Consider the following 13,366-nt stretch of genomic DNA (forward strand, 5'->3'; position numbering starts at 1 on the left):
TGCGGGGGCGTGGTACGGCATGACCTCTCCTGTCTTCTCGATCCTCTTTCCCGTATTGCTGGCCGTCGTCATGTTCAGCCTGGGACTTTCCCTGACGGCGGCCGACTTCGCACACGTGCTCGCGGTGCCGCGGGCGGTACTGATCACGCTGCTCTGCCAGGTGGTGCTGCTCCCGGCACTGTGTTTCGGGCTGGTCGTCGGCGTCGGGCTCGGCCCGAACCTCGCGGTCGGCATGATGGTCCTCGCGGCATCACCAGGTGGCGCGATGGCGACCGTGTTCAGCCACCTCGCCGGTGGTGACGTCGCGCTCAACATCACCGTCACTGCGATCAACTCAGTGCTGGCGGTGTTCACGCTGCCGGTTGTCGTCGCGCTGTCGGTCGGCCACTTCCTCGGCAATGACGCCACGGTGGGCCTGCTGGCGGACAAGGTCGTGCAGATCGGGCTGGTGGTGCTCGTGCCGGTCGCGATCGGCATGACGGTCCGCCGCCGGCATCCGGGGTTCGCCGATCGCATACAGAGGCCCCTGCGGACCACCACGATCGTCGCGGTGTTCACCGCGATCATCGCCTCGATCGTGCCCCAGCGCGACGGTTTCCTGTGGGGCCTGACCGCCGTCGGCTTGGTGTGTTTGCTGTTCAGCGCGCTCAGCCTCACCGTCGGGTACGTGGTTCCCCGGCTGGCGCGGATCGGGCACCGGCAGGCGGTGGCGGCGGCCATGGAAATGGGCATCCACAACGCCGTCCTGGCGATCACGGTGTCGATCTCGGTGCTGGACAACCAGATCGCCGCCGTCGCCCCCGCGATGTACGGGGCGCTGATGTACCTGCCCGCTGCGGCATTCGCCTGGCTGGCGGGCTGCCGCGCCCGACAGACCCCACGATCCACCGCTTCAGAGGGCGCTGTGGAACCCGGCTGATCGGTCGGCCACCGCACCTGCGAGGAACTGTTCATTTCGAGCAGTCGGCCCGGCGCCGACCCCGCTGATGCTGATGCCATGCATCTCCTCAGAGTCATCGCCGGTTTCGTCCCCTGGGCCGTGTTCAGTCTCGTCGCCACCCGAGAAGGTCCGGGCGGGGTCACCATGGCCGCGCTGCTGGCCTTTGTCGTAGCCGCGGCGTTCCTCATCGTGTCGATGACCCGCGGCCGCTCGCCCAAGTTGTTGGAGGTGACCGGGGCCGTGGTGTTCGCCGCCTTCGGTATTGTCGGCGCAAGCAATCCGGCCGTGGATGCTTTCCTCGCCGACTACGGTCGATCACTGGCCACGCTCATCCTGGCTGTCGTCATCTTCGTGTTGTTGCCGATTGTGCCGTTCACCGAGCAGTACGCCCGGGAGACTGCGCCGCAGCAGTACTGGCACTCGCCGGTCTTCCGGTCGGTCAACCGTCAGATCAGCGCTGCGTGGGGCGCCGTCATCGCAATGATGGGCGTGGGCCACGCACTCGCGACGCTCATTCCCGAGCTGGGTACGACCATTCCCTCGCGACCCGTCGACCTGTTGCTGAACTGGGTGGTTCCCGCTCTTCTCAGCTGGTGGGCGGTGCGCTACACGGCGCGGGTCAGCGCGGAGGCCCACGACCTGGCGGTCGCTCGCCTCGCGCACCAGAACTAGTAGTTGCCGGTTGACGGGTTCGGCCTGTGGTGCCGCCGAGGGCGCTCCTGCCCTTGATCCGCAGGCAATCGGCGCCGGTTCGGCGCAGTCGGATGCTCCACGTGGCGATGTGCCGACATTGCCCCCGTTCCAGTTCACCGGTGCAGTACAGACGATCACGGTCCCGGCCGGGGTGAGCGCCGTTGCATTCGAGCTGCAGGGGGCGTCAGGAGGAGGCGGAACGACCAACGGCGGGCGCGGTGGCTACGGCGCCGTCACTACCGGCACCATCGCGGTGACACCCGGTTCCACGCTGGAGGTGAGCATCGGCGGCCAGGGCGGGCACTACGGCACCAACCCCCAGAACAACCAGGGTGGGTGGGGTGGTGCGAGCGGCGGCGGCGCGGCGGCATCAACGTGGACGACAACGGAAACATCGGGGGTGGCGGGGGTGGCGGAGCAACGACGTTGACCGTCGACGGCACCGCGATGGCAATCGCCGGAGGCGGCGGGGGCGGCGGCGCTGGAAACGCCGGGGGCAGCGGCGGAGACGGCGGAGCGGCCGGTGATCCGGCCCATGGCGGCAACAAGGGCAACGGCCCCGGTGGGCCCGACGGGCCCGGCGATGGCGGGGCGGCCGGTGTCGAACCGACGGGCGTCGGGGCACTCGGGGGATCGGGCACTGGCCCCACGACCGAGGATGGTTCGGGTGGCGGCGGCCAAGCCAGGCTCACGTGGATCTCCAACTCCGGGGCGTAGAGCGCCTTCGGCTGTTCCCTCGTTGGAGAGCTTTTGAAGCCGCTCGGGCCAGTGTCGGACCATGCAGAGGACACGTAAAGCTGCCCAGACGCGATCGACGAAGCCCCGGAACCCCTGGATCGTCGGCTTGGCGCCTGCCGCCGCGTTGTGTGCAGCGTTGGCGACGGCGTGCTCGCCGGCCGATGCTGGTTCGCTCGAAGACGCGATGGACGCACCCGCAGCGCAGACCGTTGCCTTTACCGGGGCCGTCCAGACGGTGACCGTGCCGGCGGGAGTGAGCTCGGTAGAGATCACCGCTACCGGTGGCGGCGGTGCGGGTGGGCAGGGACCGGGAAACGATGCCGGGGTGTGTGACCACGACGCTGGTGGGGTCGGGGCAGTCATCACCGGCACAGCCCAGGTCAATCCCGGTGACCAGCTCACGATCACTGTCGGTGGCCGCGGCACGAACCGCTGCGACACCGGCGTCGACTCGACCGGCGGCTGGGGCGGCAACGCGTCCGGCGCACCCGGCATGAACGGCTACCCCATGATCGAGGCTCCGGCCGGTGGGGGCGGTGGCGCGACCACGGTCCAGCTCAACGGCACGACGGTGGTCGTGGCCGGTGGGGGTGGCGGCGGTGGGGCGATCGGCCTATGGGGCCTCGGCGGCGAGGGCGGATCGGCTGGTCCGACGGCGGCAGACGGCACCCGTGGAGACCATGACGGCGGCGGCGCCGGTGGCAGGGCCGGTGGTGCAGCGCAATCCGCTGCCGACCCTGGCGGGCACGGTGGATCCGGCGGCGGTGAGGGAGGCGGCGGAGGCGGTGGCGTTGTGGGCGGCAAAGGCGGTGACGGCGGTCAGACCGGTGGGGGAGGTGGTGGCGGTGGGGGCGCCGGCACGTCCATGATCGACGGCGCGCTGATCTCGGCGAGCACGACGTCTGCTGCAGCATCCAGCGCGAATGGAGCGGTCACGCTCACCTGGATCTCATAGTCCGAAGGGCGTGGCACTGCCATGCTGCTGCAGGCGGCGTTCGCAGCCGGGCTGGTGTTGTAGCGCGCCGGAGCTGTCTCGGATCAGATGTCCACCTGTGCCCGGTTGCGCAGGCGGGAGTATGCGGCCCAGGCCACGCCGAGTAGCAGCAGGCAGTAGAGCGTGATGGTCAACCCGGAGGAGAACAGTGCTCCCGGGTCGCCTTCGCTGATCGCCAGCGTGCGGCGCAGGCTGGTCTCGGCCAGCGGCCCCAGGATCACGGCGATCAGCACTGGGGCCAGCGGCAGCCCGAACCGGCGCAGCGCGAAGCCGAGCAGCCCGATCACCGTCAGCATCGCCACGTCGAAGATCGACCCGGAGGAGGCGTACACGCCGAGCGCGGAGAACACGGTGATGCCCGCGTAGAGGTAGGGCTTGGGGATCATCAGCAGCTTCGCCCACAGCGGCGCGAACGGCAGGTTGATCACCAGCAGCACGATCATGCCGATGAACAGGCTGGCCAGCAGCGCCCACACCAGCTCGCCGTTGCGGACGAACAGCAGCGGGCCCGGCTGCATCCCGTACTGCTGGAACGCGGCCAGCATGATCGCGGCGGTGGCCGAGGTGGGCAGGCCGAGCGCGAGCAGCGAGCCCATCGCCGATCCGGCAGTGGCGTTGGCCGCCGACTCCGGCGCGGCGAGACCGCGGATCGCGCCGGTGCCGAACTGCGGGTCGGCTCGGCGTCGGTCCAGGTTCCGCTCCAGCCCGAAGGCCAGGAAGGTCGGGATCTCGGCCCCGCCTGCGGGGATGGCCCCGAACGGCAGCCCGAAAGCCGAGCCGCGCAGCCACGCCGGCAGCGCCTCCCGGAACTCCTTCCCGCTCAGGTAGGGGCGGCCGCTGATCTTCATGGCGGTCGCCTGCGGGTCCTTGTGGATGCGCGAGGCGATGAACAGCACCTCGCCAAGGGCCAGCAGCCCGACCGTGATCACCACGATGTCGATGCCGTCGAGCAACGACGGGATGCCGAACGTGTAGCGCGCGGCGCCGCTGATGGCGTCCACCCCGACCAGGGCGATCGCCAGCCCGATGGCCAGGGCGGCGACGCCCTTGACCACGGAGTCGGCCACCACCGCGGCGGTGGCCACGAAGGCGACGACGGCCAGCGCGAAGTACTCGGCCGGGCCGAACACCGTGGCCAGCTCGGCCAGCACCGGCGCGAAGAACACCACCAGGATGGTGGCCAGCAGGCCTCCGGTGAACGCGCCGATCGCAGCCGTGGCCAGGGCCTGCGGCGCGCGCCCGCGCTTGGCCATCCGGTGGCCCTCGAAGGTGGAAGCGATCGCCGTCGAGTTGCCGGGCGTGTTCATCAGGATGGCGGTCGTGGAGTCGCCGAACAGGCCGCCGTAGTAGATGCCGGCGAACATGATGAACGCACCGACCGGGTCCAGCGAGAACGTCACCGGCAGCAGGAGCGCCACCGCCATCGCCGACCCCAGCCCGGGCAGCACGCCGACCGCCGTGCCCAGCACGCAGCCGACGACCACCCAGACCAGGTTGATCGGGGTCAACGCCAGGCTGAACCCCTCCATCAGGTGGCTGAGCTGGTCCACCTCACATCACCCCCGCGAGGAAGCCGGCCGGCAGGTTCAGGCCCAGCAGGTACCCGAAGGTCAGCTGGATCACCGAGGACATGACCAGAGCGACCGAGACGTCGAAGATCGGTCGGCGGGAACCGAGTGCATAGGCGACCCCCCAGAACAGCACCGCGGCGGCCACGATCCAACCGACCGGGCGCAGCAGCACCATGAACGCCACCAGCGACCCGAGCACGGTCAACACGGCCCGCCAGTCGGTCACCGCGCCGGCCGGCCACGGCTCGCGGCCGCGCGGCGGGTCCGGCGGGATCTCCTCGATCGGGTCGCCGTCGGCGTCCAGGTGCGCCTCTTGTTCGTCCTGCAGGAGCCCGGCGCGCCGGGCGCGCACCGTGCGCAGCGTCTGGACGGTGTGCAGCACGGCCATGATCAGCAGCAACCCGATGATGATGCCGGGGAAGAAGGCCGGGCCGGGCCGCTGGACGCTGGGCGGTTCGACCATGGTGGCCGTGCCGATGATCAGGAAGACGGCGATGGCCACCAGGATCGCCGGTACCACCAGCTCGGCCATGCCGGAGGGTTGCGGCTTGGCGGTGGTGCCGGCGGCAGTGTCGTCACTGGGTGGGGCTGGGCTGCTGGTGGTCATCACGCTCCGATCCCGAGCTGTTGGGCGATCACGCCGATGCGCTCGGCCTCGGTCTTCAGGTAGGCGCCGAACTCGTCGCCGCTGATGAAGTTGTCCCGCCACTTGTTGCGGGCGATCGTGTCCTGCCAGGCCGGCCCGTTGCGCATCTCGGTGACGATGTCGATCAACACCTGGCGCTGCTCGGGGCTCAGCCCGGGCGGGCCGACCAGCCCGCGCCAGTTGGTCAGTTCGACGTCGATGTCCTGTTCACCGAGGCTGGGCACGTCGACGCCCTCGACCCGGTCCTTGGTGCCGACGGCCAGCGCCCGGACGTTGCCGGCCTCGATCTGGTCGGCGAACTCGTTGTAACCGGAGACCGACGCGGCGACCGTGTTGGCCAACAGCGCGTTGAGTGCCTCGCCGCCCCCGGAGAAGGCGATGTAGTTCAGCTTCGTGGTGTCGATGCCGTAGGCCCCGGCGACCATGCCCGCCAGCAGGTGGTCGGTACCACCCTTGGAGCCGCCGCCGATCGCGGTGCCCGCCGGGTCGGCCTTCCACGCGTCGAGCAGGCTGCGCAGGTTCTGGTGCGGCGACGCGGCCGGCACCACGATGACCTCGAAGTCCTCCGCGAGCCGGGCGATCGGCGTGACGTCGGCCAGGGTCGTGGAGCTGTCGTTGGCGATGATGCCGCCGACCATCACGGTGCCGGTGACCATCAACGTGTTGCCCTGCCCGGACATGTCGGTCAGCTGACCCAGCCCGATGGTGCCGGCCGCCCCGGGGATGTTGACGACCTGAACGTTGTTGACGATGCCGTCGGCCTTGAGGGCCTGCTGGGACTCGCGGGCGACCAGGTCCCAGCCGCCGCCAGGGGCGGCAGGGGCGATCAGACCGAGCCGGCTGCGGGCCGAATCACCGGCCTCGGAGCCCAGCGTGCTGATGAACCCGGCCACGATGACGATCGTGGCGAACACGGCCCATACGACAGTGCCCACCGATCGTCGGCGGGGCGGGTCGGCGGGTGGTGCCTGTTCGGTGTCGGCTGCCATCGTCGCCTCCTGGTCAGTCGGGAAGGCGCACGGCCAGCACCGGCACCGTGGAGTTGAGCAGGATGTGCTGCGCGGCCGAGCCGAGCAGCAGCTTGCCGACCGGGGACCGTCGCCGCAGTCCGATGACGATCAGCTCGGCGTCGAGCTCGCCGGCCAGGTCGAGCAGCTCGTCGGCGAGGTGGTCCGGCTTCACCGCGCTGCGCAGGTGCACCGCCGCGGCTGGGTGCTCGGCGGTGGCCACCGAACCGTCGGCGGCGCCGTCGGCGGCGGGCGGGCCGCCCAAGTGGGGCACCGGGACCTCGGGCAGCCGGGTCACCGGGTCGCCGTCGGGACGCGACGGCGCGGTCAGCACGACGAGGTCGGTGTGGCGCAGTCCGGCTTCGGCCATTGCGTGCCCGAGCGCCCGGCGGCCCTCCGGAGTCTCCTGGTAGGCGACGACGATGGTCATCTCACTCCGTCCGACTCCGACCCGACGGCGCCGCCGGATCGATGGTGTGCCAGCTGCGAAGGCTGAGCCATGTGGTGCGGAACACCGTGCGAGGCAGAGCCGGGGTGCATGAGGGTTATACGCGCTGACGTGCGTTGTGTGCATTGTCAGGGCGTGTCTGCAATCTGCTTGTTGTCCGCCGGAGCGGTGGCCGGCCGCGGGCGACGGTGGTGTCCGCGATGGTCGCCCCCGGCGGACTCCTCGGCGTCGGCCTACCGATGATTTTCCCGCGCCGTGCTGGTCTGCACGCCGGATACCGACTCACAGGGAGCTGACGCATGCGGAAACTGACCTTCGGCATGAACCTGAGCCTGGACGGCTACATCGCCGCGACGGGCGACGACCTGGGCTGGAGCGTGCCGAGCGACGAGCTGTTCCAGTGGTGGTCCGACCGGGTCGGGGCGACCGGCCTGGCGCTGTACGGGCGCAAACTGTGGGAGACGATGAGTTCCCACTGGCCGACCGCCGACCAGCAGCCCGACGCCACACCGGCGGAGATCGAGTACGCCCGCCGCTGGAGGGACATGCCGAAGGCGGTGTTCTCCTCCACGATCAGCACGGTCGACTGGAACACCCGCCTGGTCACCGGCGACGCGGTCACCGAGATCGCCCGGCTCAAGGCCGAGGACGGCGGCTCTATGGACATCGCCGGCGCCACACTCGCCGCAGCGGCGATGCGGGCCGGGCTGATCGACGAGTACGTGCTGGCCACCGCACCGGTCTTGGTGGGCAGCGGCACGCCGTTCTTCACGGCCCTGGACAACTGGGTGAACCTGACCCTGGTGGAGACCCGGACGTTCCCCGAGGGCGTGGTCCTGACCAGGTACGAGACCAGGCACTGAGAGCCCGACGTCGGTTCGGCGGGGCGGCCACGGCCCCTTGACCGAACCTCGACTCACCCGTTAGGGCAGATTGGGTCGTCACACTGCGTGAGGCTCTTCCGCCGTGCAGGGCGACGCCGGAGGGCGGTACGGCCCGCGAGGCCCCCTTGGGCACGGTTCGGCTGACCAACACCGCCGCGGCTGTCGAAGTCGCCGCAAGGGGGTGCACTCGTCGACAGCCTGAGGTGCCTCGCGGGCGTTGTCGCTGCTCTTGCCGGGGAGCGGCCATTGCCCGCGCCGGCCTGTCGGAGACCCCGGCCATCGGTATCTGTCACGAAGATCTCGCAGACGTCAGGAACCACGATGGGATCGGCGGTCGACGCGGACGGCGGCATCGCTGGTGATCGCTATCTGTCGAGTGACCAACGTTTGACTCAGTTGCGCGACGCGTTGTCGTCGGGGTCCGCGTGCGGACGATCTGCCGTGCGCGGGTCCTCGTGTGCTCACCGGTGACGGGTCACTGCGCTGACGGATCGATCCGAGTCCACAGGACGTGAAAGCAGAAATAGAGAATGTGCTGAGCGTCGCGTGCGGAACCTCGAGCGCGCGAGAAGTGACGGAAGTACCACCAACGGCAGTTCAGGCGGTACCAAGAAATGGGGGTGTAGAGATGCGGCGTAGAACGCCTCGGGTTGCCGGCGCTGTCCGAGGTGGTCTCGACGGCCCCGGGCGCACCCCGCTGGGAGCAGGTGGCGTCCGGTCGGGCAGGCCATGTGCGCGCTACCAGCGACGATCGTCGGCGAGAGCCCTGAGCAGTGGGGTTTCGTTCCGGTGACAACCCGTTCGTGTCCGGGATCTCGGCTCGGGCGACACGGTGCGTGACAGGTGTCAGCGCGTGTCCGGGAAGGATTGGTTCGGCTCGCAGAGACACCTCGGTCGGTTTCACTGCGTGACCGAAAACTGACTGTCCTTAATGGACCGCACATGGTTTCCTGGTTTGCCTCTTGTCGCTTGTGCCGGCATGTGTTTCGGTGGATCCGCGCGATCCGTTATTGGTCGGAGCTCCGGGGGGTCGGGGCGATGCGGCAGGTGTCCGAGGGGGAGACGTGTCCAAACAGCTGCCGGAGGGTTCACGGTCATGCTGGAGCTGAACATCGCCGAGTCCCACCTGGACCTGCGCCTCACCGGCGTTGCCGCGGTGCTGGCCCGGCGGCGCTGTGTGCGCTTGCCCCGCGAGCGGATCCACCGGGCGTTCGTGCTGGGCCGATCCTTTGCGATGACCGCCAGCCCCCGGTTGCCCTGCCCCGGCTGGAGCACCCGCCGCCACCGGGTCGGCGTGTTCGGCATCGGTGACACCGCCCAGCTCTGGGCGGCCGGTTCGAGGCCGGTCGTGCTCGCCCTCTACCTGCGCGGCGAGCCCTACCACCGGATCGTCTGCGAGGTCGCCGACCCCGTCCTGCAAGCCGCCGCCGTCAACCGGTGGCTGCGCTACGGCGTGACCACGCCCCGGCCACCCACACGTCAACCCGACACACGTCAATCGACGACGCCCCGACCAGCGGTGCATCAGCCGCCCGGGCAGGAGACACCGGCGCGCACGGCAGCAGCGACCGGATGAACACCGCGCCCACCGAGCCGCCTGCCCTCGAGCTGCAGGCCGTGCGGTGCACGCAGGCAGCGGGACGTCAGGCAGCGGGACGTCAGGCAGCGGGACGTCAGGCAGCGGGACGTCAGGCAGCGGGACGTCGTCCGAGCGCGGTGGAACAGCGCGAGCACCCACCCGTAGAGCGGGGCGCGGGGGCGGGTGAGCGGCGCACCGCCGGGGCAGCCCGCGCCGGCGCCGCTGCGGTGGGCGAGGTCATCGACCTGCTCGCCGCCGGCGCCGGCGCCACGGAGCTGGCCGCGGCGATCGACCGAGCCGCACAAGCTGCCCGCCCGCTGGTCGGCTGGCCCACTTACGAGGCCATGACCCGGCTGCTCCACACCACCCGCCGGTGCGCCCGCCATCGGGCAGGCAGCCACACCTCGCAGGTGTGCGCCGACCTGGCCGAGGCGAGTCGCTCACTGCAGGAAGCGCTCGATTTCGACGGATTCCTCCCGGGCTACGCACACCCCGGACCCGTCGAGGCTGCACTCACCAGAGGGGACGCGGCTCGTGGGGTGCCGAGTCCCACTCCGCTTCAGCCGCCGAGCGAATGCAGATAGGCCACGCCACGCCCTTTCCATCTGTTTTGCAGGCCGTTTGATTCGGCAGACGGATCGGACCGATCCTGCCCTGGCCATTTTCCGTTGGATGTGTTCCAGTTCGGCGACACGCTCGGCGGGATGACCGCAGTCGTTTTATGGTCCGGCCCGGGCGTCGAGGTGGACGGGGTGGCATGGCAGGCAATTCTGCGGATCAGGGCAGGTCTGTGACGGCGAAGCTGGCAGCGATCCTCACCGAGTTCAACCGCGGCAGTTGCTATCACCTGTCCGACCTCGCTCGCCACGCCGAGCTACCCATGTCGACCGCGCACCGGCTCGTCTACGAGCTGACCGACCGGGAGTGGCTCACCCGCGAGCCCGACGGGACGTTCCGGCACGGACCCGCGTTGGAGCGGCTCACCTACGACGTTCCGCCCGAGCCGACGCTCCAGGAGCGGGGGCCGCACGTGGTCGCCGACCTGGTCGAGGTGCTGCACCGCACGGTGCGCTTGGGGGTGCTCGACGAGATGGAGATCTCCTACATCGAGAAGTCCCCCGGCTACACGCCGGTGACGTCGTTCGGTCCGGCCGCCCGCCTCCCCGTGCACGCCACCGCGTTGGGCAAAGCACTTCTGGCCTTCGCTCCCGCCGAGACCGTCCGGCTCGCCACCAGTGGTTGCCTGGCCGCCCACACCCGGCGCACCCTCACCCGGACCGACCAACTCCTGCAGGCTCTTCACACGGTGCGCCACAACGGGTTCGCCACCAACCACGGCGAGCTGACCATCAACCGCCGGGCGATCGCGGTACCGGTACTCGACGCGAACGGGCTCGCTTACGCGGCGGTCGAAGTCGAGGTCGAGACGATCAGCCCGGTCGCCGTCGAGGAGGTTCTGCCCGCGCTGCGACTCGCCGCGCACGCACTCAACCGCGAACTGCATCCCCACGCCCACCACCGAGGCGCCCGGCAACACGAGCAACCGCCTCCGATCGAACAATCCGCGTCCGCCACCGGGTGACGACTTCGGCGTTCGCCAGACCGTCTGCCGGAGACAAGGCGGAAAGGGTCCACCTCGTCGGGATCCTGCTGACGGGCGCGTCTGTGAACCGGGCGCGGTCGATCGGCCCCGCGCTGAGAGTGTGACCGCCCGCCGGGACGGGCACAGCGGTGCGCGCAGCCGCGAAGCGGTGGGGACTGGCTGCGCGGCCCTCAAGGCGTTGACTGTTGCCTGCTGCCCGGTGTCGGTATGCGATCGTTCCCATCACGCGTCGTGCTGTTGTCGGTGGTGTCGAGGCGGGCGTGGTCGTCGGGGCCGGCCGCGTGATCAACCGGAACCCGCGCCTCTCCGACGGTGGGCTCGGGTTTCGGTGCACCGCGGCGGTGGTCCCACACGTCGCGCAGGACGACCTGGATGATGCCGGCGACCGGGATGGCGAGCAGGGCGCCGAGGATGCCGGCGAGTTCGGTGGCCAGCAGGATCGCGATCAGTACGGCGAGCGGGTTCAGCTTGACCGTGCGGGCGAAGATCACCGGCTGCAACAGGTGGTTCTCCAGTCGCTGGTAGATCACGAAGAAGATCACCACGGCGATGCCGGCGGGTACCGAGTGCAGGAACGCCGCGATCGATGCGACGACGGCGCCGAGGGTGGCCCCGACCAGGGGATGAGGTCGGCGATCGCCACGAACAGGGCGATATGGCGCTGATCAGCAGGTTGCCGGAGATGTAGCCGGTGACGGTCTTGGCGCAGTCCCGGGTCACCCGACGGATGCGCTCGGCACGCTGCGGGGGGAACAGCGCAAGGGTGCCGTCGACGACCTTGGGGCCTTCGAGGACCGCGAGGTAGGACAGCACGAAGATGGTGACAGCTGCGACGACCCCGGTGCCCAGCCCGCGCAGGAGGTTCAGCGCCGGGGTGCCCAACCCGGTGGCGAACTCCGGATCCGCGCCTCGTTGTCCTGAACGAACTGCAGCGCGTTGCTGCGCTCGAGCAGGTCCCCGACGGGACCACGGCCTGCTCGGGCGTCAGAGATGATCGCGGGTAGTTGCCCGGCGCACCAGGAAGACCACCAGTGTCGCCAACGACCGGCGGCACCAGGTCATGCGCCGCTGGACCCAGTTGACCAATGGATAGAGCGCGACGGTGAAGAACAACGCGATCACCATCCAGTAAACGCCGAGGTCGTCCGCCGGCCACGTAGCGGTAGAGCGACATCGCCTCGACCCCGAGCTCCTTGCGAGCCGGCGCATCGCCATCCCATCACCCGACGCCTGGGACGTCGGGATGAACGGCGTGCTCGTCGAGTCGTGAATGTTGTACGGAACGTGTTTGCTCTCCACCGATGGTGGTAAAGCTTACGCCGTAAGCCATGGAGGGCAATCACGCTCTGTCATTCCGGCATGCCTGTAGATCGCGAAGGAGCGTCGATGCGCTCATCGAGCAGGAGGCCCGTCGGCGGAACGTCGCCCGACGGGCCAGGCGCCACCCGGAGATGGGTGGACCGGACGGCTCACGTCGAGGTCGCGCACCGGTCACCGGGCTACGTCCTCGTTCGAGTCCATGGTGAGGTCGACCTGAACACCCACGTACCGCTGGTCGAGGCGGTCGACCAGACCGACGCAGACGCAACCGCACCGGTGGTCGTCGACCTGCACCCGGTGCGCTTCTTCTCGCTCGGCGGCGTCGACTGGCTTGCGGCGGCGCTCTCGGCGTTCATCGCTCGCGGACGCCGGGTGCGCGTGGTCTGTCGCGACCGAGGGCCGGCGTGGCGGCTCATCGACCAGTTGAGGCTCGACCGGCACTGGCCACTGCACCACGAGGTGTCCGACGCGGTTGATTCCCTTGACCTCCCGCGACCGATGCCGTCCTCGCCCGGTGCAGCTGACGCACGGCTCCAGGGACGTTCCGAACCGGACTCGATCTGCCCGCTCGACGGGGCGTGCGCCCTGGCCGTCGGGCTGCGGTCGGAGACGTCATCGGGTGCGATCCGGCCCCTCTGAGTACTACGGAAATCACTTCTGACAAGGAGATCGTCATGGGACTCGTCCGCGCAGCACTGATCTTCGGCGCCGGTTACGTGCTCGGCCGTCCGGAAGGGCGCGCCAAGGCGGCGGCACTCGCCAACCGACCTGAGGTCGCGCAACTGCGCCAGCAGGCGGCAAGCACGGTCGCCGGCAGGGTCGCGTCCCGCTGCGTGGTGTAACTCGCTCCGCGGGAGGCTCTGCGGTTCAGATCATGCCGTCATGAGTTCGGCGGTGGCCACCCCTTCCGGTGGTGTCGGGGTGGCGAGCAGGGCCATGGTGG

Annotated in this window: 16 protein-coding genes and 1 pseudogene; 10 read left to right on the forward strand and 7 right to left on the reverse strand. The window is 69.8% G+C overall.

The window, feature by feature from the left end:
* Positions 1 to 19: 19 nt before the first annotated feature.
* The 4 genes from RM445_RS27825 to RM445_RS27840 all read left to right on the forward strand — a co-directional run bounded on the left by RM445_RS27825 (position 20) and on the right by RM445_RS27840 (position 3,240).
* Positions 20 to 919: a bile acid:sodium symporter family protein gene (locus RM445_RS27825; RefSeq protein ID WP_311559837.1), complete on the forward strand. Its 900-nt coding sequence runs from the start codon at positions 20 to 22 to the stop codon at positions 917 to 919.
* 165 nt (positions 920 to 1,084) lie between these two features.
* Positions 1,085 to 1,612: a hypothetical protein gene (locus tag RM445_RS27830; protein WP_311559838.1), complete on the forward strand. Its 528-nt coding sequence runs from the start codon at positions 1,085 to 1,087 to the stop codon at positions 1,610 to 1,612.
* Positions 1,613 to 1,784: 172 nt separating this feature from the next.
* Positions 1,785 to 2,063: a glycine-rich protein gene (locus RM445_RS27835; RefSeq protein WP_311559839.1), complete on the forward strand. Its 279-nt coding sequence runs from the start codon at positions 1,785 to 1,787 to the stop codon at positions 2,061 to 2,063.
* 979 nt (positions 2,064 to 3,042) lie between these two features.
* On the forward strand, positions 3,043 to 3,240 hold the full coding sequence (locus RM445_RS27840; RefSeq protein ID WP_311559840.1) for a hypothetical protein: 198 nt from the start codon (positions 3,043 to 3,045) through the stop codon (positions 3,238 to 3,240).
* Between the two features lie 169 nt (positions 3,241 to 3,409).
* Here RM445_RS27840 and RM445_RS27845 read toward each other — a convergent pair whose 3' ends face one another.
* The 4 genes from RM445_RS27845 to RM445_RS27860 form a co-directional block, all read right to left on the reverse strand.
* Positions 3,410 to 4,894, reverse strand: coding sequence for a tripartite tricarboxylate transporter permease (locus tag RM445_RS27845; protein WP_397469413.1), 1,485 nt, complete (start codon positions 4,892 to 4,894; stop codon positions 3,410 to 3,412).
* A gap of 22 nt (positions 4,895 to 4,916) precedes the next feature.
* Entirely contained in the window at positions 4,917 to 5,468 is a 552-nt protein-coding gene (locus tag RM445_RS27850; RefSeq protein WP_311559842.1) for a tripartite tricarboxylate transporter TctB family protein, read from the reverse strand.
* 74 nt (positions 5,469 to 5,542) lie between these two features.
* Positions 5,543 to 6,571 (reverse strand): Bug family tripartite tricarboxylate transporter substrate binding protein, encoded by a 1,029-nt coding sequence (locus RM445_RS27855; RefSeq protein WP_311559843.1) that lies wholly within the window; start codon positions 6,569 to 6,571, stop codon positions 5,543 to 5,545.
* 13 nt (positions 6,572 to 6,584) lie between these two features.
* Positions 6,585 to 7,019: a universal stress protein gene (locus RM445_RS27860; RefSeq protein WP_311559844.1), complete on the reverse strand. Its 435-nt coding sequence runs from the start codon at positions 7,017 to 7,019 to the stop codon at positions 6,585 to 6,587.
* Positions 7,020 to 7,336: 317 nt separating this feature from the next.
* Here RM445_RS27860 and RM445_RS27865 point away from each other — a divergent pair, with 317 nt between their 5' ends.
* The 4 genes from RM445_RS27865 to RM445_RS27880 all read left to right on the forward strand — a co-directional run bounded on the left by RM445_RS27865 (position 7,337) and on the right by RM445_RS27880 (position 11,082).
* A complete protein-coding gene (locus RM445_RS27865; protein ID WP_311559845.1) occupies positions 7,337 to 7,900 on the forward strand; it encodes a dihydrofolate reductase family protein in 564 nt (187 codons plus the stop codon).
* A 1,117-nt stretch (positions 7,901 to 9,017) separates the two neighbouring features.
* Positions 9,018 to 9,497, forward strand: a complete 480-nt coding sequence (locus tag RM445_RS27870) for a hypothetical protein (protein ID WP_311559846.1) — start codon at positions 9,018 to 9,020, stop codon at positions 9,495 to 9,497.
* Between the two features lie 140 nt (positions 9,498 to 9,637).
* On the forward strand, positions 9,638 to 10,084 hold the full coding sequence (locus tag RM445_RS27875; protein WP_311559847.1) for a hypothetical protein: 447 nt from the start codon (positions 9,638 to 9,640) through the stop codon (positions 10,082 to 10,084).
* 206 nt (positions 10,085 to 10,290) lie between these two features.
* Positions 10,291 to 11,082 (forward strand): IclR family transcriptional regulator, encoded by a 792-nt coding sequence (locus RM445_RS27880; RefSeq protein WP_311559848.1) that lies wholly within the window; start codon positions 10,291 to 10,293, stop codon positions 11,080 to 11,082.
* A gap of 191 nt (positions 11,083 to 11,273) precedes the next feature.
* Here RM445_RS27880 and RM445_RS27885 read toward each other — a convergent pair whose 3' ends face one another.
* The 3 genes and pseudogenes from RM445_RS27885 to RM445_RS27890 form a co-directional block, all read right to left on the reverse strand.
* Positions 11,274 to 11,723 (reverse strand): AI-2E family transporter, encoded by a 450-nt coding sequence (locus RM445_RS27885; protein WP_311559855.1) that lies wholly within the window; start codon positions 11,721 to 11,723, stop codon positions 11,274 to 11,276.
* 43 nt (positions 11,724 to 11,766) lie between these two features.
* Positions 11,767 to 11,985: pseudogene (locus RM445_RS32570) on the reverse strand (AI-2E family transporter); the annotation flags it as partial.
* A gap of 102 nt (positions 11,986 to 12,087) precedes the next feature.
* Positions 12,088 to 12,228: a hypothetical protein gene (locus RM445_RS27890; protein WP_311559849.1), complete on the reverse strand. Its 141-nt coding sequence runs from the start codon at positions 12,226 to 12,228 to the stop codon at positions 12,088 to 12,090.
* Positions 12,229 to 12,558: 330 nt separating this feature from the next.
* Between RM445_RS27890 and RM445_RS27895 the strand changes: the two genes are divergently transcribed.
* Complete coding sequence (locus RM445_RS27895) at positions 12,559 to 13,062, forward strand: STAS domain-containing protein (protein ID WP_311559850.1); 504 nt, start codon at positions 12,559 to 12,561, stop codon at positions 13,060 to 13,062.
* A gap of 35 nt (positions 13,063 to 13,097) precedes the next feature.
* A complete protein-coding gene (locus RM445_RS27900) occupies positions 13,098 to 13,265 on the forward strand; it encodes a hypothetical protein (RefSeq protein WP_311559851.1) in 168 nt (55 codons plus the stop codon).
* The last annotated feature ends 101 nt before the right edge of the window (positions 13,266 to 13,366 follow it).

Origin of the sequence: Pseudonocardia charpentierae (assembly GCF_031845345.1) — a bacterium.
Lineage (GTDB): Bacteria > Actinomycetota > Actinomycetes > Mycobacteriales > Pseudonocardiaceae > Pseudonocardia > Pseudonocardia charpentierae.

Bases quoted from the DNA above. Each gene is read 5' to 3' on its own strand.
- RM445_RS27825 (WP_311559837.1), top strand. From the start codon at position 20: ATGACCTCTCCTGTCTTCTCGATCCTCTTTCCCGTATTGCTGGCCGTC.
- RM445_RS27830 (WP_311559838.1), top strand. From the start codon at position 1,085: ATGGCCGCGCTGCTGGCCTTTGTCGTAGCCGCGGCGTTCCTCATCGTG.
- RM445_RS27845 (WP_397469413.1), bottom strand. From the start codon at position 4,894: ATGGAGGGGTTCAGCCTGGCGTTGACCCCGATCAACCTGGTCTGGGTG.
- RM445_RS27850 (WP_311559842.1), bottom strand. From the start codon at position 5,468: ATGGCCGAGCTGGTGGTACCGGCGATCCTGGTGGCCATCGCCGTCTTC.
- RM445_RS27855 (WP_311559843.1), bottom strand. From the start codon at position 6,571: ATGGCAGCCGACACCGAACAGGCACCACCCGCCGACCCGCCCCGCCGA.
- RM445_RS27860 (WP_311559844.1), bottom strand. From the start codon at position 7,019: ATGACCATCGTCGTCGCCTACCAGGAGACTCCGGAGGGCCGCCGGGCG.
- RM445_RS27865 (WP_311559845.1), top strand. From the start codon at position 7,337: ATGCGGAAACTGACCTTCGGCATGAACCTGAGCCTGGACGGCTACATC.
- RM445_RS27870 (WP_311559846.1), top strand. From the start codon at position 9,018: ATGCTGGAGCTGAACATCGCCGAGTCCCACCTGGACCTGCGCCTCACC.
- RM445_RS27890 (WP_311559849.1), bottom strand. From the start codon at position 12,228: ATGGTGATCGCGTTGTTCTTCACCGTCGCGCTCTATCCATTGGTCAAC.
- RM445_RS27900 (WP_311559851.1), top strand. From the start codon at position 13,098: ATGGGACTCGTCCGCGCAGCACTGATCTTCGGCGCCGGTTACGTGCTC.